This window comes from Rhizobium sp. P32RR-XVIII, from assembly GCF_012641395.1.
Lineage (GTDB): Bacteria > Pseudomonadota > Alphaproteobacteria > Rhizobiales > Rhizobiaceae > Rhizobium.
On the sequence record NZ_JABAIH010000005.1, the window covers coordinates 431541 to 450880 of the forward strand.

The following is a 19340-nucleotide window of genomic DNA, read 5'->3' on the forward strand; positions in this document are numbered from 1 at the left end:
CTCGATTTCGGGATAAAACAAGGACATGAGAAAGCCACCGGTTGGGGCGGCGTTCATCTCTCATATCGATGACACTAAGATGACAATCGCCTAGAGGAACTCGCGCAAGGTCTCGCGGGACTGGAGCGAGAGGAATTCGAGCGCGACGCCTTCGCTGAAATGACGGACCACGCGGCCGCGCATGTTGCCGAGGCGGATCGCCGTGCCGAGGGCAGGGCGCACGTCGACGTCGACTGCGGCGCCCGAAAGCGAAAGGTCCATGATGCGGCAGGTGTATCGCGTGCCGTCTTCGAGCGTCAACTCGGTCTGGGTCTCGCGCGGCGTCAGACGATCGTGGCGGCGGTCTTCCGGCAGGCCGAGCTCGTGTTTGTTGGCGAGCCACGTCAGCTGTGCCGCCAGCTTTTCCCGCTTGCGTTCGGTGGCGTTGATCGACATCGTGAAGCCGCGCACGTCCACGGTCTGGACGTGGCCTTCGACGCGTCCGAGATGATCGATGTAGGCGACGACCCGCTCATTGGCGCGCGGACGGCCGTTGCAGGTGACATACATGTCGCCCGGCGACATATCGATCACGGTGCATTCATATTCTTCGTAGTTCGCAAGCATCAGGCGGCCCTGCATATGGATGGGCACGCGCTGGAAAACACCCTGTTCGGGACGCGGCGCAATCCGGGGCGGCTGGGCTTGCTGGAACGAGTGCATGAAAGAACTTCTTCATGAAATGATATACACCGATCATAACCGGCAACCCCTTAACAGAAGGTTGTCCTGAAGAAGGTCGATACACCTCGGAGCATAAAGCGAACTGTGTCGCAATGAGACGGTCAGTGCGGCGCCGGGCCTGAGAACAATGAAGACATCACCCGGCCGATGAAGGCACCGACACCGTGCGGGCGTTCGCTGACGGCCGCATATGGCCAGCTTTCCTTCCGGTCCTGAGCTGGCCTGTCGCGGAGAAGACGGCTACGGTCCAGCGCCAGGAAATCAAGCGGAACGATCTCCAGCCAGCTTGCCGCGACGGACGGTGCGATTGCGCCGAGCAGCCGCTCGGGGCGACCATCTTCGGAGCGCAATGGCATGACGATGATCTCAAAGCTGGCCTGGTGCCCCGCCGTGCTGTAGCCGGTGGCATTGAGCAGCGTGGGGATCACATGCTCCATGGCGCCACGAAGCGTTGCCTCGATATCGAGAGCATGCCCATCGCCGAACAGTTCCGCAAAGCTTTCACCGCGCAGATCGCGCCCAAAGAGATCACAGATCCGCGTGCCCGCAAGCCGGAAGGTGACGGCGCCCAGACCGTCGTTCTTCTCAAGAATGAAGAGGCTCGGCAGAATATGGCCTAGGCTCGACGGCTCGATCTGCGATTTCAGCGGGGCGTCGCCAGAGCCCCGCAGGCGGTTCCAGTAGTCATAGATATCGATGATCGTCTGATGGCGCACGGTGCCAACCTGTTTCATTTTGGTTCGAGTTCGAGCCTGAAGGGTTCTTTTGCTCTCTACCTAGCGGATTTCATGCCAATTGCGGCGAGTTAAGGTTAAGGAGCGGTTTCGATTGCGCTGCGAAGCCTTGTCGTGCGACGGTTGCCCATCGCTTCGGAAACGAAGTTCGGCACACGTACTGATCGGGCACGAGGGATACTCGGGGGATGTCCGGCAAGCCGTCTGGTTCTTCCGGACGGCTTTTTTTTTGACCTTCGCTCCTGTAAGGCTTTGGCCTGAACCGGCGAGGACGGATATGGAAGACCACAGGACAGAGCCGGAGTCGGCAGACGAAACCCCGGCCGCAAAGACACGGACGCCGATCTTCAATCTGCCCGGCATCCTGCTCGCGACGCTCTGTCTGCTCGGGGCGATCTATGCCGTCCAATCGGTCCTTCTTCCCGCAGACGCTGTCGATTGGCTGTTCTTCAACTTCGGGTTCATTCCGGCACGCTACGTGGTCCCGTTCTCGGAGCAGGGGCCGCAATGGCTCTGGTCGCCGGTGACCTATTCGCTGCTGCACGGCAGCGTGGAGCATATCCTCTTCAACGGACTCTGGCTGATGGCCTTTGGGGCGCCGGTCGCGCGCCGCATCGGCGCGTCGCGCTATGTCATATTCTGGATTTTCTCGTCGGTCGCCTCGGCTGCGCTTCATGCCGGGTTGAACTGGGGTAATCCGACCTTGCTCATAGGGGCTTCCGGCGTCGTTTCTGCCCTCATGGGGGCGGCCTGCCGCTTTGCCTTTCCGGCGGAACGCAGGATGCTGCGTCCGGCCCATCTCAATCCGCGCCTGTCCGTTATGGAGTCCCTGCGGAGCCGGACGGTCATAGTCTTCACAGTCTTCTGGCTGCTCGGCAATGTGCTGATCGCGGTGGGCATTCCGCTGATCGGCGATCCGAGCCAACCGATCGCCTGGGATGCCCATATCGGCGGCTTTATTTTCGGATTCTTCCTTTTCCCGCTGTTCGACCGGAACATACCGACGGGTCCTGATAGTTCAGAAGCACACGATATGTTGCAATCTTGAGCGCGGGAGTGCACCATTCCGATTGATCGGCATTGGAACTCGCAGCCGCGTGGAAGCCACTGATCAGTTAAGCGTTTCGCTTTCGACATGGGAGGGTTCGAATGTCCAACACCGTAAAAGCCATCCTGGACCAAAAGGGCCGCGACGTCGTCACGGTCGGGCCGAACACCACAGCGGCCGAAGCGGCAAAGATACTGAACAGCCGCAAGATCGGCGCCGTCGTCATCCTCGGTGCGGATGATCGCATTTCGGGGATCTTCACCGAGCGCGATCTCGTCAATGCTGTTGCGAAGTTTGGCAAGGAATGCCTCGATCAACCGGTTGTCTCATTGATGACATCCAAAGTTTTCCGCTGTCACGAGGAAACGACCGTCAACGAGTTGATGGAACTGATGACCAGCCGGCGTTTCCGGCACGTGCCGGTCGAAGCACATGGCAAGCTCACCGGCATCATTTCGATCGGTGACGTCGTTAAGACGCGTATCGCAGAAGTCGAACGCGAGGCAGAAGAGATCAAGGCCTATATCGCAGGCTGATGCATTTGCCGGTCCTCATACCTGACTAGGTATTCGCAAACGCTTCCTGCATTCTGCGAATTTCAGGAAGCCGCGCCTTGGCTTCCTCGTAGCCGCGTTCGATCGCTTCCCCGGCCCGGTGGAATTCCGAAAGGCCCATGTCGCTGAGACGCGGATGCAACGAGATATCCGGCGGATCGCCGGCAAGCCGGGCGCGCGAAATTCTATCCTGAATGATGTTGAAGGCCTGTACCATCACGCCGGTCATTCCCAGGCGTGCATAAGGTGCTTCCTCCTGCTTCTGCATTTCCTGAAGCGTAAGGCTTGCATTGTGCTTGACGACCGCGGAACGGCCGAACAGATCGTAGTTCAGATTGACAGCCACGACGAGCGGCTCTTCGTAGCTGCGGCAAACCGAAACCGGCACCGGATTGACCAACGCGCCGTCGACCAGGGTCCGGTTGTTGCTGCGGACCGGCTCGAAGATGCCGGGTAGAGCATAGGATGCTCGCAGCGCGGTAATCAGGGAACCATTCGCAATCCAGACCTCGTGACCGGTGTTCACTTCCGCGGCGACCGCCACAAAAGGGCGGCTGAGGTCTTCGATGTTCAAGCCCTCGAGATGCTCTTGCATCCGCTTCGTCAGACGCATGCCGCCGAAAAGCCCGCTGCCGCCGATCGTGAGGTCAAGCAGGCTTGCAATACGCCGCATCGTCAGCGACCGGGCGAAGGCTTCTAGCTCATCCAGTTTGCCGGCAAGATAGCAGCCGCCGACGAGCGCACCGATGGAGGTACCAGCGATCATGCCGACTTCTATTGCTGCCTCGTCCAGCGCGCGCAGCACGCCGATATGCGCCCAGCCGCGCGCGGCGCCACCGCCGAGCGCCAGCGCGATCTTCGCCTTGTTAGGGAGAGGGGAGGAGTCTGCGGGGGGCGTAGTGGCTGGGACTGTCGGACTGCCGGAAGCGGAATTATTTGCCTGAGAGCCTTGGCGGTTCAAATTCCAATTCAGCATGTTGCGCCTCCCTCGCAGCAGAAACATAGTCGTCTGTAATACTCGTCCCGTAGTCTTTCCAAATCGTATATAACCGCCGTTCCGTGGCCCAAAAGCAAGCAGACGCCGCCACGCGCTACTTGCCGTAAACGTCTTTCGGGTCGAAATGCAGCTCATCATCGACGATGTCGAGCATCGGCTTTCCGTCCTGAAGATTAACCGTCCGGTAGAAGCAGGAACGGCGTCCAGTATGGCACGTAGCATCGTGCCCCGCGACCTCTACTTTAAGCCAGATTGCATCCTGATCGCAGTCGGTGCGTATTTCCTTCACCATCTGGACGTTGCCGGAAGTTTCGCCCTTCATCCAGAGTTTGCCCCGCGAGCGGCTGAAGTAATGTGCCTTCCCTGTCTGGATCGTCAGCGCAAGAGCCTGCGCGTTCATATGCGCAACCATCAGCAGTTCGCCGTCATGCGCATCGGTGACGATCGCGGCGATCAGGCCACGATCGTCGAAGCGCGGCGTGAAATCACCGGCGTCTTCTAGTTCGGATTTGTCTTCGGACGGCGCATTAAATGCAAATGACATCATTCGGCTCCCTCATTGGAGCCGATATCAACGGCTCCGTACCATCGTCATGAAGCGGGCTTGCTCAGCAGGCTCGGCCTTGAAACTTCCAGTAAAGGTTGTCGTCAATGTGGTGGAGCCTTGCTTCTGAACGCCGCGCATGGCCATGCACATATGCTCAGCTTCAATCATGACCGCAACGCCGCGCGGACGCAGCGTTTCGTCGATCGCACTTGCGATCTGCGCCGTCATGGTTTCCTGAGTTTGCAGGCGGCGCGCATAGATCTCGACGACGCGGGCGATCTTCGAAAGGCCAAGCACCCTGCCATCGGGAATATAGGCGACGTGCGCCTTGCCAATGATCGGAACCATGTGATGTTCACAATGCGAGAAGAAGGGAATGTCCCGCACGAGCACCATGTCGTCGTAACCGGCGACCTCCTCGAAAGTGCGGCCGAGCACTTCTTCCGGGTCCATGTCGTAGCCGGCGAAGAGTTCGCGATAGGCTTTGGCGACGCGGGTAGGGGTATCAATCAGCCCTTCACGCGAGGGATCGTCACCAGCCCAGCGGAGCAGGACGCGAACTGCGTCTTCAGCTTCCTTCTGGCTGGGGCGTTCCGAGTCACGGTTGGTCTGCGGAAAATTCTTTACGATGGCGTCCATACTGCTCAAGTCTCCTGATCCGCGAACGTGCGGATCGTCTTTCGGACTCGCCACTGGCATCCCTTGTCAGGAATTTTGCACCTTTGGCAGGCTCCGGGGCTTTCGGGGCAACTTATAGCCCGTCCGGCACGGTTTCCTAATCAAACTTACCCGAGGCCATTGCATTTTTATGGCCTTCGAACGACATACATATAGGAAGACGGCGTCGTCATGTAAGTATGCTAACACGACACGGTGTGTTTTTTGTTTGTGTTACAATGACCGCCGAATGAGCCGGTCCGCGGCAATCTGGAGCGGAATTCATCATGGAAGATATCTATAACACCAAAATTCTCGAATTTGCAGGCAATATTCCGCTGACCGGCAGCCTGCCGGATGCCGACGCCAGCGCCAAGGCCCATTCGAAACTCTGCGGTTCCAAGGTGACGATTTGGCTAAAGATGAAAGGCGACACGGTTACGGATTTCGCCCATGACGTGAAAGCTTGCGCGCTCGGTCAGGCTTCCTCCTCGATCATGGCGCGCCATGTCGTTGGCGCGACCGCCGGCGAAGTGCGTAAAGCCCGTGAAGACATGCTTGCGATGCTGAAGGCGGACGGGGAGGGTCCGGAAGGTCGCTTCGAGGATATGCGCTACCTTCGCCCGGTCAGGGACTACAAGGCGCGGCACGCCTCCACCATGCTGACTTTCGACGCCGTCGTGGACGCAATCGGGCAGATCGAAGCAAAGCGCGCCGAAACGGTTGAGGCGTGAGCGGCGCTAGCGATGTGCGAATTCTGCTTCATCAGCCACAATGACCAGGAGGACGAAGGCGGCGCAGCCGGCCCTCGGAAAGAGCCGCTGCGGTTTTCCCGAAACTACACCGGCCCGTTCCGCAAGACCCCGGATCGCCTGCTCGGAATGAGCTGTATTCGGCTTTATCAACTGACCTTGTCCGGCTTCGTCGGTAACTCGTGCCGGCATATCCCCACCTGTTCCGAATATGGCTATGAGGCCATTGCCCGCCATGGGCTTTGGGCCGGCGGCTGGATGACGCTCTTCCGCGTCGGGCGCTGCGGTCCGGGCGGCACCAGCGGGCTTGATCCGGTTCCGGAACGCCTCGAACACCGTTTCCACTGGTGGACGCCGTGGCGCTATCTTGCGCTTGGACGAAAAGCAGGCTGACGGCATGTCCATGCCGGGTATGACCACCTACGTCGCACTCCTTCATAGTATCGTGCTTGGGCCAGGTCGCCGTGTGGCGATGTCAGATCTTCGCGACATGACGGAAGCACTCGGCTACCGCAATCCGCGGACGCTCGTTTCCACGGGCAATATCGTTTTCGAAGCAGCCGACGCACCACTCGGTGACATCGAGGCAAAACTTGAGGCAGCCTTCAAGGCACGGTTCGGCAAGGCTGTCGATATCATCGTCCGCAGGGGCGGGGATTGGCTGAAGCTCGCGGAGGCCAATCCCTTTCCGGACGGTGAGGGCAGTGAGGTCATCGTCCGCGTCATGCGAAAGCCTCTCGATCGCTCCGTACTCGACGCGCTCGGGAAGTACACCGACCCCAATCAGCGTCTGGCGCTCACCGCCGGCGATCTCTGGATCGATTTTGCCGGTAAACCCAGCGAGTGGAAGCTGCTCTCGGCGCTGACCACCAAGCGCATGGGCATCGGCACGCTCCGCAACTGGAACACGGTCCGCGGTCTTGCCGAAATGATCGGCTGAACCGGCTTTTTCTTTACTCGCTCGCCAAATCTCGGTATCAGGCGGCGGCGCGTTCGCACGGACGAAGCGCTTCATTGCAACCACCCGCATTCGTTGGCGGGACTGGACAAGGAGAATATCGATATGTCCCAATCCGTTTCCCTCACTTTTCCCGATGGCAACCAGCGCAATTTCGAGCCGGGCACGACCGGCCGCGACGTCGCCGAATCCATTTCCAAGTCGCTCGCCAAGAAGGCCGTCGCCATTGCGATCGACGGCACGGTGCGCGACCTTTCCGACCCCGTGACGACGGGCAAGATCGAAATCATCACCCGCAATGACGAGCGCGCGCTGGAACTCATCCGCCACGACGCAGCACACGTCATGGCGGAAGCGGTGCAGGAGCTCTGGCCCGGCACGCAGGTGACGATCGGTCCGGTCATCGAGAACGGCTTCTATTACGACTTCGCCAAGAACGAGCCCTTCACACCTGACGATCTGCCGAAGATCGAAAAGAAGATGAGGGAGATCATCGCCCGCAACGCGCCCTTTACCAAACAGGTCTGGTCGCGCGAAAAGGCCAAGGAAGTGTTCGCGGCCAAGGGCGAGCAGTACAAGGTCGAGCTTGTCGATGCGATCCCGGAGGGCCAGGATCTCAAGATCTACTATCAGGGCGACTGGTTCGACCTTTGCCGCGGACCGCATATGGCTTCCACGGGCCAGATCGGCAATGCCTTCAAGCTGATGAAGGTGGCCGGTGCGTACTGGCGCGGCGACAGCAACAATCCGATGTTGACTCGCATCTACGGTACGGCCTTTGCCGAGCAGTCCGAACTCGACAACTACCTGCATATCCTCGCCGAGGCCGAGAAGCGCGACCACCGCCGTCTCGGCCGCGAAATGGACCTCTTCCATTTCCAGGAGGAAGGACCGGGTGTCGTGTTCTGGCACGGCAAGGGCTGGCGCATCTTCCAGACGCTTGTCGCCTACATGCGCCGGCGGCTGGCGGCCGACTATCAGGAGGTCAACGCGCCGCAGGTTCTCGACGCCTCGCTCTGGGAGACTTCGGGGCACTGGGGCTGGTACCAGGAAAACATGTTCGCGGTGAAATCCGCCCATGCGATCACCCATCCCGACGACAAGGAGGCGGACAACCGCGTCTTCGCGCTTAAGCCGATGAACTGCCCTGGTCACGTCCAGATCTTCAAGCATGGCCTGAAATCCTATCGCGAACTGCCGATCCGCCTTGCGGAATTCGGCACGGTCCATCGCTACGAGCCGTCCGGCGCGCTGCATGGCCTGATGCGTGTGCGCGGTTTCACGCAGGACGATGCGCATATCTTCTGCACCGACGAGCAGATGGCTGCAGAATGCCTCAAGATCAACGACCTGATCCTTTCGGTCTACAAGGACTTCGGTTTCGACGAGATCACCATCAAGCTCTCCACGCGCCCGGACAAGCGCGTCGGTTCGGACGATCTTTGGGATCGCGCCGAGAGCGTCATGACGGATGTTCTCACGACGATCCAGCATCAGTCGAACGACATCAAGACCGGCATCCTGCCGGGCGAGGGCGCGTTCTACGGTCCGAAGTTCGAATATACGCTGAAGGACGCCATCGGCCGCGAATGGCAGTGCGGCACGACGCAGGTCGACTTCAACCTTCCGGAACGCTTCGGTGCCTTCTACATCGACAGCAATTCGGAGAAGACGCAGCCGGTGATGATCCACCGGGCGATCTGCGGCTCCATGGAGCGCTTCCTCGGTATCCTGATCGAGAACTTTGCCGGGCACCTGCCGCTCTGGGTCTCGCCGCTGCAGGTCGTAGTCGCGACGATCACCTCTGAGGCAGACGGCTACGGCCAGGAAGTTGCCGAAGCGTTGCGCGAGGCCGGGCTCAACGTCGAGACCGACTTCCGTAACGAGAAGATCAACTACAAGATCCGCGAACATTCCGTTACGAAAGTTCCTGTCATCATCGTCTGCGGCAGGAAGGAAGCCGAGGAGCGCACGGTTAATATCCGCCGCCTCGGCAGCCAGGAGCAAACCTCGATGTCGCTCGACGAGGCGATCGAGAGCCTTGGCTGGGAAGCGACACCGCCGGATATCCGCCGCAAGATAGAAGCGAAGCGGGCCAAGGCCGCCTGATCTCTGTCAGACGGATGTCATCGCTTTGATACATAACCGCCCGGTCTTCAATAGAGGCCGGGCGGTTTTGCGCTTCAACCAGCTATCCTACGCCAGCGAGAACGATCCCCGCTTCAAGCGCTGGCTGATCCGCTCGATCGAGGGTCTTTCGGGCCGCAACCGCTATGTTCGCCTCTATGAGACATGGCGCACCGATATCGTGCCATCGCGCGAGCGCGTCTTCGGCAAGCTTCTCGACCTTATCGACGTCGATCTCGATATCCGCGGGAACTGGCCTGCCGCCGCACCTGCAGGCAGACCCCTGGTCATCGTCGCCAATCATCCGTTCGGCATCGGCGACGGCATAGCCGTCTTGTCTCTCGCCGAGCAGCTCGGCCGGCCGTTTCGTGTTCTCATTCACAATGAGCTGCTGAAGCTGCCTGAGATGGCTGACTACTCGCTTCCGGTCTCTTTCGAGGAGACCAAGGCAGCGCTTGCCATCAATATGGACACGCGCCGCGAGGCGGTCCGCCTGCTGAAGGACGGTGTAACGGTCGTCATCTTTCCGGGCGGCGGCGTAGCGACGGCCAAGAACGGTTTCGGCCGCGCACGGGATCTGCCATGGAAGATGTTCCCGGCCAAGCTCGTCCAGTCGGCCGGGGCCGACGTCTTGCCCATCTATTTCGAGGGCCAGAACGGGCCGCTGTTTCACATTGCCAGCCGGTTTTCGCTGACGCTTCGCCTCTCGCTTCTGATCCGGGAGTTTCGGCGGCTGTCGGGCAAGACGATTGTCGCCCATGTGGGGCAGGTCCTGCCGTACGAGGAACTGCGGAGGACCGATCGGAAGGATTTGCTAGCGGCGCTTTACAGCGCGGTCTTTTGCTTGGCGCCCGTCAGGGCCAAAAGAGCATCTGAGGATCAATCAGCATCCGCGCCGCCCGGTACCAGCTGCTCATAGGAAGGAAGCGGCGCACGCGCGGAATTCTGCGGTTCGCCGGCGGCTGCCGGCTGCGGTTCCTGCTGCAGCGTCGTGGCGGCGCTGGTGGGTTCCTGCGGCTGTTCGTCCTTCATGAGCACTTCGACGTCTGTATTCTTGCCAGCCTCGACCTTGAAGTCGCGCTGATAGATCTTGTCCTTGTTGCGCGCGACGGCTGTATACTCGCCTTCCGCCAGAACCATGGTCGGGAAGGCGCTGACGCTTTCGCCGACGCTGTCGCCCGCCGCCGTCAGGATCGACCAGGCCGTGTCGGCGATCGCTTCGCCGCCGGCGTCTGAAACGAGCTTGAAGTTGATCTGCGCGGCGCGGTGCTGGATCGTCGCTTCGGTCAGCTTTCCGGACTCGACCTGGATATCGGCACGGATGACAGCGTTGACGGCTCCGTATTCTGAAACGATGTGATACGTGCCGGCATTCAGCCGTACCATGGTGTTCGGCGCGACATCTGCCATCACCAGTCCGCGTTCGCCGTCTTCGCGCACTTCCGAGGAGTAGATCGAGAAGCGCAGCTGGTCAGGACGGATGCGAACATCGGACCCGGACACGGCGTTGAGCACCAGACCGCCGGCATCGAGCACCATCACCTGCTTGTCGAGCGTGCCGTCCTCGGGAACATTCACCTTGCGGGTCACGCCGGCGCGGCCGAACGAGACATTGATCAGATAGTCGCCCGGGGCGAGCTGGAAAGCCGCCGACCCGCCACGGGCGCTTGCCACCAGCGGCAGCTTGCCGTCGGCACCCGCGACAGGACTGAACACATACCAGGAGAGTCCGTCTCGCACCGGCTCGCCGCTTTCCGTGAGCTTGGCTTCGATCTCAACCTCGCGCAGCGCCGCATTCTGCTGCGTGCTGCCCGGCGCAATGAAAGCGTTGAGCTTCGGCATCTTCGTGGTCGTGTCGAGCTGCTTGAATCCCTTGAACGCGTTCTCGGCGCTTGCGCTAAAGGGCAACAACGCAGTCAGAACAAGCACGAACGCCATACGCGTAAAAGGCAAAATGCCGGGCATGTGTTTCCTGAACAGATTGACTTCTAAAACTACAGAGGCCACTTCAAAACGAACCCAGTGGCAAATTCAAGACCCACCCATCCCGCTGCCGTGAAAATGAAAGTTTCTCCCGCATGAAATCCGATATCAAGCTGATTGATTACCTCGCTGTGCGCCGATCGATCCCTGCCTTCCAGATGTGCGAGCCCGGGCCTGCAAAGGCGGAAATAGAGGAAATCCTTCGTCTGGCATCGCGTGTCCCCGATCACGGGAAGCTCGCGCCCTGGCGTTTCATCGTCTATCGCGGAGAAGAGCGTGAACGAATCAGCGAAGAACTCTTGAAGCTCGCGCTCGAGGCCAAGCCTGATCTCTCGGAGGAAATGATCCAGGTCGAACGCACGCGTCTCACCCGAGCGCCGGTTGTCGTTGCCGTGGTCAGCAAGGCGGGCCCGCACTTCAAGATCCCGGAATGGGAGCAGCTCATGTCGGCGGGCGCCGTGTGCCTCAACATCATCTTTTCGGCGAATGCCCATGGCTGGGTCGCCAACTGGTTGACCGAATGGTTTGCCTATGACGAGCGCGCCTATCCGGTTCTCGGCGTTCGGCCGGGCGAAAAAGTTGCCGGCTTCATCCATATCGGTTCGACAAATTTCCCGGTGGTCGAGCGGCCGCGTCCATCACTCTCCGAAACCGTCACCTGGGTCGGCGGAGAGGGCTGATGTTCTATACGACGGATAGCAACAAGCACGGTCTCTCCCACGATCCCTTCAAGGCGATCGTGGCGCCGCGCCCGATCGGCTGGATCGGCAGCAAGGGGGCAGACGGATCGATCAATCTCGGTCCCTACTCCTTCTTCAATGCTGTCTCCGACCATCCGAAGATCGTCATGTTCTCATCGAGCGGTCGCAAGCACAGCCAGCGGAATGCCGGCGAGACGGGCGTCTTCACCTGCAATTTCGTCAGCCGCAACCTCGTCGAGAAGATGAACCTTTCTTCCGCCGCGGTTCCCTATGGCACCGACGAATTCGCGCTCGCCGGGCTGACCGCCGTTCCGGGCAGACTGGTCGATGCGCCCTATGTGGACGAGGCCTTTGCCGTGCTCGAATGCAAGGTGACGGAGATCATCGTGCCGAAATCGCAGTCCGGTGAGCCGACGGAAAACGTCATGGTCTTCGGCGAGGTCGTCGGCATCCACATCGACGAAGCGATCGTCAGCAATGGCCGGCTCGACATGTCGCTGGCAAGGCCGACGGCGCGCATGGGCTACATGGACTACAGCGAGGCGAGCGAGGTTTTTGAGATGTTCCGTCCGAAGGTCGAGACGGTGGCCGACAAAGCCTAATAAACATGGTGAACCAATCTTAAACCATTTGCCGATAGTGTTACCCGAACGTTAGGGGCGCGAAGGAATCGCGCCGCAGGTTGGGGCGTAAATTGATCGTAGAGGCTTTCCTTCGCTGGGTTGAAACTGCCAAGGCAGGGGATAGAGCTCGCGCCGCGAACGCATTGGGGCGTGCCTATCTGCAGTCCGAAATGCTTCCGGAGGAGCGCAAGGCCGCGGAAATGGCGATGACCTTCCTGCTTGACGATCCTTCGCCGCGCGTGCGCCTTGCGCTGGCCGAGGCGATCGCTTGGTCGCAGGAAGCGCCGCGCGCCATCATTCTGGCGCTTGCCGAAGACCAGCCGGAAATCGCCTGCCACGCCCTGACCTGCTCTCCAGTGCTCTCGGACACGGACCTTGTCGATCTTGCCGCCCGCGGCAGCAGCGTTGTCCGCATCCTGATCGCGGCACGGCCGTCGATTTCCCGAGCTGTTTCAGCCGCTCTTGCGGAAGTCGGCGACGAAGAAGAGGTCCTGTGCCTTCTGGAGAACGAGGGCGCAGCGATCGCCCCGCAATCGCTGAAGCGCATAGCCGAGCGGCTCGGCGACTGCCGCGACACACGCAATCTGCTGCTCGATCGCACCGACCTTCCAGCTGATGCCCGCCAGCTGCTGACGCAGCATGTCAGCAACGCATTGGTGGCTTTTCCTCTGGCACAGGCCGCCGTCGGGATCGCTCGTCTGCAGCGCATCAGCCGCGAGGCGGCCCAGTCCGCTACGGTCTCCCTTGCAGGCGAGATCCAGGCGCACGAAATTGCCGATCTCGTCGAGCATTTGCGCCTTGCCGGCAATCTAACGCCGTCCTTTCTCATGCATGCTCTTTGTTCCGGCAAGGTGGATTTCTTCGCGAGCGCCATCGTCAATTTGACCGGCTGCACCGAGAACCGCGTGCGCTCGATCCTCGCGACGGGACGCAGCCATGCGGTGCGTGCGCTGTACGAGAAGGCTGGCCTCAGCCGCGAAATCAGCAGCGTCTTTGTAGAAGCGACTCTCCACTGGCGCGAAGCCTCCAGAAAAACCTCTGGAAGCAGGCTCTTCAATGTCTGCGGCAGCCTGCTCGAACAATTCCGCCATATCGGGGGTGCCCATGGTGCGGTCGGCGAACTCCTTGATATGGTCGAGAGGCTTCATATTGCCGAGCAGCGTCAATCGGCGCGAGACTACGCGTCTATGACTGCGCTCGAAGCTGCCTAGAGTGCCTGAGAAAAACCATGTCCGTCACCATTGCTGTTGAATCGCCACGTCAGCCGGAAATCGTCCGCTTGCTGGAGCTTTCCGATACTTATGCGGCCTCCCTCTATCCGGCCGAGAGCAACCATCTCGTCGATCTCTCGACCTTGGAAAAGCCGTGCGTCAGCTTCTTCGTTGCGCGGAATGCCGGGGCGATCGTCGGCTGCGCGGCACTCGTGGAGACAGGCGACGGCACGGCGGAGATCAAGCGGATGTTCATCGATCCAGCGGCGCGAGGGCTGAAAATCGCAACCCACCTGATGGATGCGCTTGAGAAACGCGCCAAGTCACGCGACCTTGAGGCGATCCGTCTGGAAACCGGCATCTACCAGCCGGAGGCGATCGGGCTTTACCGCAAGTACGGCTATATCGACATCGAGCCTTTCGCTTCGTACCTGCCGGATCCGCTGAGCCTGTTCATGGAGAAGCGGTTGAAATGATCAGCCCTCGGCAACGCGTTGCGCCGGCGGTGCCTGCTCATCGATCATGACTTCCGGGCCGAGTCCCGCCTGATCGCTCGCCGCCACTTCATGCATCCATTCGCGCCAGATCGCGACGAGCAGAGCCATCAGCACCGGCCCGATGAAGAGACCGAGAAAGCCCATGGTCTTCACGCCGCCGACGAGGCCGAAGAAGGTCGGCAGGAAGGGAAGCTTGATCGGGCCGCCGACAAGTTTCGGACGCAGCGTCTTGTCGACGATGAAGAGTTCGACCGTACCCCAGACGAAGAGCGCGATGCCGGCAAAATGCGATCCGCTGGCCAGGAGGTACACCGAAACCAAAGTGAACGAGAGCGGCGCGCCGCCGGGTATCAGCGCCATAAGGCCCGTTATAACGCCAAGTGTGACCGGCGAGGGGACGCCTGCGATCCAGTAGGCGACGCCGAGCACGATGCCTTCCCCGATTGCAATCACCGTCATGCCCATGACGGTCGAGCTGATTGTTGCCGGAACGACCCGCGAAAAGCGCTCCCAGCGATTGGGCAGGATGCGCTCGCCGAGCATGTCGATCTGCCGCGAGAAGGACGATCCGTCGCGATAGACGAAGAAGAGCGCGATCAGCATGAAAAGCAGCGTCAGGAGGAGATGGAACGACGCACCGCCGGCGGCGAGAACCGCACGATAGATATTGCCAAGATGGGCACCGCTGATGACCTGAACGAGTTCACCTAGGGACCCCGGGCTACCGACGTATTTCGTCCAGAGTTCATCGAGGTAAGGCCCTGCAAACGGCAGCGCAAGGATCCACTGCGGCGTAGACGCGCCCTGCCGGTTGGTCTGAACGACCCAGGCAAACCATTCACGCACTTCGCCTGTCGTGTAGGTAATCGCAAGCCCAATAGGAATGACCAGAAAGGTGATGATCAGAAGGATCGCAATCGTGGCGGCGATCGTTGTGTTGCCGCCGACGCGGGCGAGAAGCTTGCGATAAAGCGGCCAACTCGCAAAGCCGATGACGAGCGCTGCCAGAACTGGAATAACAAAGCCATGGAAGAAATAGACGCCCGCAGCAACGATGAGAATCAAAAGCCAGCGAGCGGCCGAAATTGACGGGATCAGCGGCGTGCGCGTGGGCGCAGACGGGCCAAGCCACCGCGTTTCGCCTGGCAGTCTCTTGTTGTTCGAAAGGCTCACGTCGTTTTTATTTCCTTCTTGTTCTCATGGATATGCGCTCTACGGCGCCCGGACGCAAGCATATCGATCATTTAAGTCGGAGCTTTTGCGATCACTGACGCAGCCCGCAGCTTCAGGGTGCCGCATATCTCAATCCTCTGTACGAAATGTGACGAAGTTTTCTTTCAGAGTGTTGATGACCGGCGAAAATAGTACAGGTTGGAGCAACGGAATCGAAAGCTATGGTTGGGGACCATGACGTTATTTTCAGCGGAAGTTTCATGGCAGCGCGGTGAGGGCAGCTTTACGGACGGCAAATACAGCCGCGGCCATACATGGAATTTCGACGGAGGCCTTTCGGTACCTGCCTCGGCATCTCCGCACAACGTACCGCTTCCGTACTCGGTCGCCGAGAACGTCGATCCCGAAGAGGCCTATGTGGCGGCGCTCTCCAGCTGCCACATGCTCTTCTACCTATGGCTTGCATCGAAGAAGGGCATCGTTATCGACAGCTATGTCGATAACGCGACGGGCATAATGGAGAAGGTCGACGGAAAAATGCTTGTCAGCCACGTCGAGCTGAAGCCGAGCGTCGTCTATTCAGGCGAGGCGCCGAGCCGTGAAACCGAGGAGAAGCTCCATCACGAAGCCCACGAGCTCTGCTTCCTCGCCAATTCCGTCAAGACGAAGATAGACGTTCGCCTCGCCTAGCGGCCCCATCTCTCCGTTACGATTGCGGACGGTGCAATAGTTTGAACGCGTAGAACTGCGTCTTTTGCCCGGTCGAGAAGTTGTTGTCGGAACCGAGAATCAGGACGTCGCTGCCGTCCTTCGCCCTGCCTATCGCCATCGACTCGATGTTATCAGGCACCAGACCGGCGGCGCGCAGGTCGAGCACCTGGTTCTTGCGGACGGGAACGATGCGCTGATCGGTCCTGGCGAGCGAAGCGATGGCCGAGACGTCGGTGGCGCCGTCGAGGTCCAGCATGAAGATCTTAATGTTGTTGCCGAAGCCTTGGGCGTAGCTGCGCTCGACGGCGAGCAGGCGGTGGTCGTCGAGTGCGACGATCTCCGACATGCCGTTGTCGTTGCCGCCAATGGGCTTTGTGGCAGCCTGCGGGATCGGCGAGATTGGATAGACATACTGCGCCTTCGGTTCGCCAGTCGCCCCGTCATAGCGGATAATGCGCGACAGGCTGCCGTTGACGAGCGAGGCCGCCGGACCGTCCTGGTAGAGCGCAGCTTCGACGCCGACGAACACATCACCGTCGGGTGCGACCGCAAGATCCTCGAAGGCGAGATTGTCGCGGATGCCGGTCGATTTGTCGGCCGTCGGCGCGAAGCCGTCCGGTAGCTTGAATTCGCGCACAAAGGCACCGTCCGGCGAGGCGACGCGGACGAAGGGGGCGATCAGCGCCTTGCCGTCGCCTTCGCTACCCCAATAGACGCCGTCCCGGCCGAGGCGGATCGATTCGGGGTCAACGGTGCGGGCGGCGAAGGGTTCACCGTTCTTGTCCTGCAGCTTCACCTGCTTGACGACGGAAACGCCCTTGAGGCCGGAGCCGTCAAGATCAACGTCGAGTTCGTAGAAGCGGGCCGGACCTTTTTCGGAGCGGTCGTCGCTGATGGCGATGTAATGGCCGGTCGCCGGGTCGAAGTCGAGACCGGAAATGCCGCCGAATTCGACGCCGTTTTCCATGTGACCGGTCGGGATGACGAATTCACCGAGATAGGAAAAGGAGATCCGAGCTGCGCAATCGCCGAACGGGCAAGGTGTCTCGACGGTTGCGCCGATCGTGGTGGCGTGGAGGTTGGCGGCGCTGGACAGGAGAGCAACAGCGATAGTCGCAAGAAAACGCTTGGTCATGGCGAACATCCGGCTGGTGAGGAGGTTGACGAGCGGAACAGGCCGGACCTCCCTTTGAAGGATCGGCCCGCCAGTCGCGTCGCTTGTCATGCACCGGTTGTTTGACGGAGTTGTTACGATTCTTCGTCAATTTCGTGAAATAGCGAAGCTCAGATATCGAGGTTTTCGGCAAAGGCGGCACGGTCCTGAATGAAGCGGAAGCGCGCATCAGGCTTCGTGCCCATAAGGTCGTCCACCGCAGCACGGGTTCCCTCGAAATCGACCTCGTCGATCAGCACCCGCAGCAGCGTACGCTTGCTCGGGTCCATAGTCGTTTCCTTGAGCTGCGCGGGCAGCATTTCACCAAGGCCCTTGAACCGGCTGATCTCGATCTTTCCCTTGCCCTTGAATTGCGTTTCCATCAGTTCCTGCCGATGGGCGTCGTCGCGTGCATAAGCGGATTTGGCGCCCTGGGTGATCTTGTAGAGCGGCGGCACGGCAAGGAAGAGATGGCCGCCGCGGATGAGCTCCGGCATCTCCTGATAGAAGAAAGTGATTAGCAATGACGCGATGTGGGCGCCATCAACGTCGGCATCGGTCATCACGATGATGCGCTCGTAGCGCAGGTCCTCGTCGCGATACTTGGAACGCGTGCCGCAGCCGAGCGCCTGAACGAGATCCGCAAGCTGCTGGTTGGCGCCGAGCTTTTCACGGCCGGCGCTCGCAACGTTCAGGATCTTGCCGCGCAACGGCAGGATTGCCTGATTGGCACGGTTGCGTGCCTGCTTGGCGGAACCGCCTGCCGAATCACCTTCGACGATGAAGAGTTCGGCGCCCTGGGCCGTGTTCTGAGCGCAATCGGCCAGTTTGCCCGGAAGGCGCAGTTTGCGCACGGCGGTCTTGCGGGTGACTTCCTTTTCCTTGCGGCGGCGGAGACGCTCCTCGGCGCGCTCGATCACCCAGTCGAGCAGCTTTGCAGCCTCGTTGGGATTGTCCGCCAGATAATGGTCGAAGGGATCGCGAAGCGCGTTTTCGACGATCCGCTGTGCCTCGACGGTCGCCAGCCTGTCCTTGGTCTGGCCGACGAATTCCGGTTCGCGGATGAACACCGACAACATGCCGACCGCCGAAATCATCACGTCGTCGGTGGTGATCTGCGCTGCGCGTTTGTTCTGCGTCAGATCGGCGTATGCTTTCAGCCCCTTCGTCAGCGCTATGCGCAGACCTGCCTCATGCGTGCCGCCCTCGGGCGTCGGAATGGTGTTGCAATAGGAGTGGATCTGCTGGTCGCCACCATACCAGGTGATCGCCCATTCGAGCGAACCGTGGCCGCTGGCCTTTTCGCTCTTGCCGGCGAAGATTTCGCGCGTGACGGTGAATTCCTTCCCCATCGTCGCCTGCAGGTAGTCCTTCAGCCCGCCGGGGAAGTGGAAGACGGCCTTGTCCGGAATTTCGGAACCCTGCGGAAGCACGCCTTCATCGCAGCTCCAGCGGATCTCCACGCCTCCGAAGAGATAGGCCTTGGAGCGCGCCATGCGGAAGACACGCGCTGCCTCGAACTTTGCGTGCTCGCCGAATATCTGCGGATCGGGGTGGAACCGCACGCGCGTGCCACGGCGGTTGTGCACGTCGCCAAGCTCTTCGAGACCACCCTGCGGCAAGCCGCGGGAGAAGCGCTGACGGTAGAGCTTGCGGTTACGCGCGACTTCGACTTCGAGATAGTCGGAGAGCGCGTTGACCACTGAAACGCCGACGCCGTGCAGACCGCCGGAGGTCTCATAGGCCTTTCCGTCGAACTTTCCGCCCGCATGCAGCTTCGTCATGATGACTTCGAGCGTCGACTTGCCTGGGACCTGCGGGTGGTTTTCCACCGGAATGCCACGGCCATTGTCCGAGACCGTGAGATAGCCGTGGATGTCGAGATGCACTTCGATGAAGTTCGCGTGGCCGGCGACCGCTTCGTCCATCGAGTTATCGATGACTTCGGCAAAGAGGTGGTGCAGCGCCTTTTCGTCGGTGCCGCCGATATACATGCCGGGGCGCATGCGCACCGGTTCCAGACCTTCGAGAACGCGGATCGACGAGGCACCGTAGTCGTCACCATTCGAGGCTGCCGGGGCCGGACGCGCTGGCGCAGCCGGGGGCGCGGCGGGCTTTGGTGCCTCCTCCTGCTTGGGTGCGAGAGGCATTTCGGAAAATAGGTCGTTGCTGTCGTCCATGGAATTGTTCA

21 protein-coding genes are annotated in these 19340 nt (G+C 60.4%); 12 read left to right on the forward strand and 9 right to left on the reverse strand.

Annotated features, from left to right (window positions below; genetic code table 11):
• Positions 1–90: 90 nt before the first annotated feature.
• Both HGP14_RS18040 and HGP14_RS18045 read right to left on the reverse strand, forming a co-directional pair.
• Positions 91–702 carry a PilZ domain-containing protein gene (locus HGP14_RS18040; protein ID WP_168831225.1) on the reverse strand — a complete coding sequence of 204 codons (612 nt, stop codon included), beginning with the start codon at positions 700–702 and terminating at the stop codon, positions 91–93.
• A gap of 122 nt (positions 703–824) precedes the next feature.
• A complete protein-coding gene (locus HGP14_RS18045) occupies positions 825–1439 on the reverse strand; it encodes a PAS domain-containing protein (protein ID WP_168831307.1) in 615 nt (204 codons plus the stop codon).
• 295 nt (positions 1440–1734) lie between these two features.
• Between HGP14_RS18045 and HGP14_RS18050 the strand changes: the two genes are divergently transcribed.
• Both HGP14_RS18050 and HGP14_RS18055 read left to right on the forward strand, forming a co-directional pair.
• The gene (locus HGP14_RS18050; RefSeq protein ID WP_168831226.1) at positions 1735–2505 is read left to right on the forward strand and encodes a rhomboid family intramembrane serine protease; all 771 of its coding nucleotides are present in this window, start codon (positions 1735–1737) and stop codon (positions 2503–2505) included.
• A 101-nt stretch (positions 2506–2606) separates the two neighbouring features.
• Complete coding sequence (locus HGP14_RS18055) at positions 2607–3041, forward strand: CBS domain-containing protein (RefSeq protein WP_168831227.1); 435 nt, start codon at positions 2607–2609, stop codon at positions 3039–3041.
• A gap of 25 nt (positions 3042–3066) precedes the next feature.
• On the opposite strand, the gene HGP14_RS18060 is transcribed toward HGP14_RS18055, so the two are convergent.
• The 3 genes from HGP14_RS18060 to folE all read right to left on the reverse strand — a co-directional run bounded on the left by HGP14_RS18060 (position 3067) and on the right by folE (position 5242).
• Positions 3067–4035: a patatin-like phospholipase family protein gene (locus HGP14_RS18060; RefSeq protein WP_168831228.1), complete on the reverse strand. Its 969-nt coding sequence runs from the start codon at positions 4033–4035 to the stop codon at positions 3067–3069.
• A 115-nt stretch (positions 4036–4150) separates the two neighbouring features.
• Positions 4151–4603, reverse strand: coding sequence for a phosphoribosyl-AMP cyclohydrolase (hisI, locus tag HGP14_RS18065; protein ID WP_168831229.1), 453 nt, complete (start codon positions 4601–4603; stop codon positions 4151–4153).
• Positions 4604–4627: 24 nt separating this feature from the next.
• Positions 4628–5242: a GTP cyclohydrolase I FolE gene (folE, locus tag HGP14_RS18070; protein WP_168831230.1), complete on the reverse strand. Its 615-nt coding sequence runs from the start codon at positions 5240–5242 to the stop codon at positions 4628–4630.
• 305 nt (positions 5243–5547) lie between these two features.
• Between folE and HGP14_RS18075 the strand changes: the two genes are divergently transcribed.
• The 5 genes from HGP14_RS18075 to HGP14_RS18095 all read left to right on the forward strand — a co-directional run bounded on the left by HGP14_RS18075 (position 5548) and on the right by HGP14_RS18095 (position 10016).
• Positions 5548–5994, forward strand: a complete 447-nt coding sequence (locus tag HGP14_RS18075; protein WP_168831231.1) for an iron-sulfur cluster assembly scaffold protein — start codon at positions 5548–5550, stop codon at positions 5992–5994.
• 12 nt (positions 5995–6006) lie between these two features.
• Complete coding sequence (gene yidD / locus HGP14_RS18080; RefSeq protein ID WP_168831232.1) at positions 6007–6405, forward strand: membrane protein insertion efficiency factor YidD; 399 nt, start codon at positions 6007–6009, stop codon at positions 6403–6405.
• A 19-nt stretch (positions 6406–6424) separates the two neighbouring features.
• Positions 6425–6952 (forward strand): DUF1697 domain-containing protein, encoded by a 528-nt coding sequence (locus HGP14_RS18085; RefSeq protein ID WP_168831308.1) that lies wholly within the window; start codon positions 6425–6427, stop codon positions 6950–6952.
• 123 nt (positions 6953–7075) lie between these two features.
• Positions 7076–9079 (forward strand): threonine--tRNA ligase, encoded by a 2004-nt coding sequence (gene thrS / locus HGP14_RS18090; protein ID WP_168831233.1) that lies wholly within the window; start codon positions 7076–7078, stop codon positions 9077–9079.
• Positions 9080–9146: 67 nt separating this feature from the next.
• Positions 9147–10016, forward strand: coding sequence for a lysophospholipid acyltransferase family protein (locus HGP14_RS18095; protein WP_168831309.1), 870 nt, complete (start codon positions 9147–9149; stop codon positions 10014–10016).
• Here the strand turns inward: HGP14_RS18095 and HGP14_RS18100 are convergent.
• Positions 9977–11062, reverse strand: a complete 1086-nt coding sequence (locus tag HGP14_RS18100; protein WP_168831234.1) for a hypothetical protein — start codon at positions 11060–11062, stop codon at positions 9977–9979. The genes HGP14_RS18095 and HGP14_RS18100 overlap by 40 nt on opposite strands.
• A 113-nt stretch (positions 11063–11175) precedes the next feature.
• Between HGP14_RS18100 and HGP14_RS18105 the strand changes: the two genes are divergently transcribed.
• From HGP14_RS18105 to HGP14_RS18120, 4 genes are all read left to right on the forward strand, one after another.
• On the forward strand, positions 11176–11760 hold the full coding sequence (locus HGP14_RS18105; RefSeq protein ID WP_168831235.1) for a nitroreductase: 585 nt from the start codon (positions 11176–11178) through the stop codon (positions 11758–11760).
• A complete protein-coding gene (locus HGP14_RS18110) occupies positions 11760–12383 on the forward strand; it encodes a flavin reductase family protein (RefSeq protein ID WP_168831236.1) in 624 nt (207 codons plus the stop codon). Before HGP14_RS18105 ends, HGP14_RS18110 begins: the two co-directional genes overlap by 1 nt.
• 92 nt (positions 12384–12475) lie before the next feature.
• Positions 12476–13615: a DUF2336 domain-containing protein gene (locus tag HGP14_RS18115; RefSeq protein WP_168831237.1), complete on the forward strand. Its 1140-nt coding sequence runs from the start codon at positions 12476–12478 to the stop codon at positions 13613–13615.
• Positions 13616–13632: 17 nt separating this feature from the next.
• Positions 13633–14091 (forward strand): GNAT family N-acetyltransferase, encoded by a 459-nt coding sequence (locus HGP14_RS18120; RefSeq protein WP_168831238.1) that lies wholly within the window; start codon positions 13633–13635, stop codon positions 14089–14091.
• Here HGP14_RS18120 and HGP14_RS18125 read toward each other — a convergent pair whose 3' ends face one another.
• On the reverse strand, positions 14092–15285 hold the full coding sequence (locus HGP14_RS18125) for an AI-2E family transporter (protein WP_168831239.1): 1194 nt from the start codon (positions 15283–15285) through the stop codon (positions 14092–14094). It lies immediately after the preceding gene.
• 234 nt (positions 15286–15519) lie between these two features.
• Between HGP14_RS18125 and HGP14_RS18130 the strand changes: the two genes are divergently transcribed.
• Positions 15520–15975: an OsmC family protein gene (locus HGP14_RS18130; RefSeq protein ID WP_168831240.1), complete on the forward strand. Its 456-nt coding sequence runs from the start codon at positions 15520–15522 to the stop codon at positions 15973–15975.
• A 16-nt stretch (positions 15976–15991) separates the two neighbouring features.
• Here the strand turns inward: HGP14_RS18130 and HGP14_RS18135 are convergent, their stop codons facing one another.
• Both HGP14_RS18135 and parE read right to left on the reverse strand, forming a co-directional pair.
• Positions 15992–17131, reverse strand: a complete 1140-nt coding sequence (locus HGP14_RS18135; RefSeq protein WP_168831241.1) for an esterase-like activity of phytase family protein — start codon at positions 17129–17131, stop codon at positions 15992–15994.
• 149 nt (positions 17132–17280) lie between these two features.
• Positions 17281–19329 (reverse strand): DNA topoisomerase IV subunit B, encoded by a 2049-nt coding sequence (gene parE / locus HGP14_RS18140; protein ID WP_168831242.1) that lies wholly within the window; start codon positions 19327–19329, stop codon positions 17281–17283.
• Between the last annotated feature and the right edge of the window lie 11 nt (positions 19330–19340).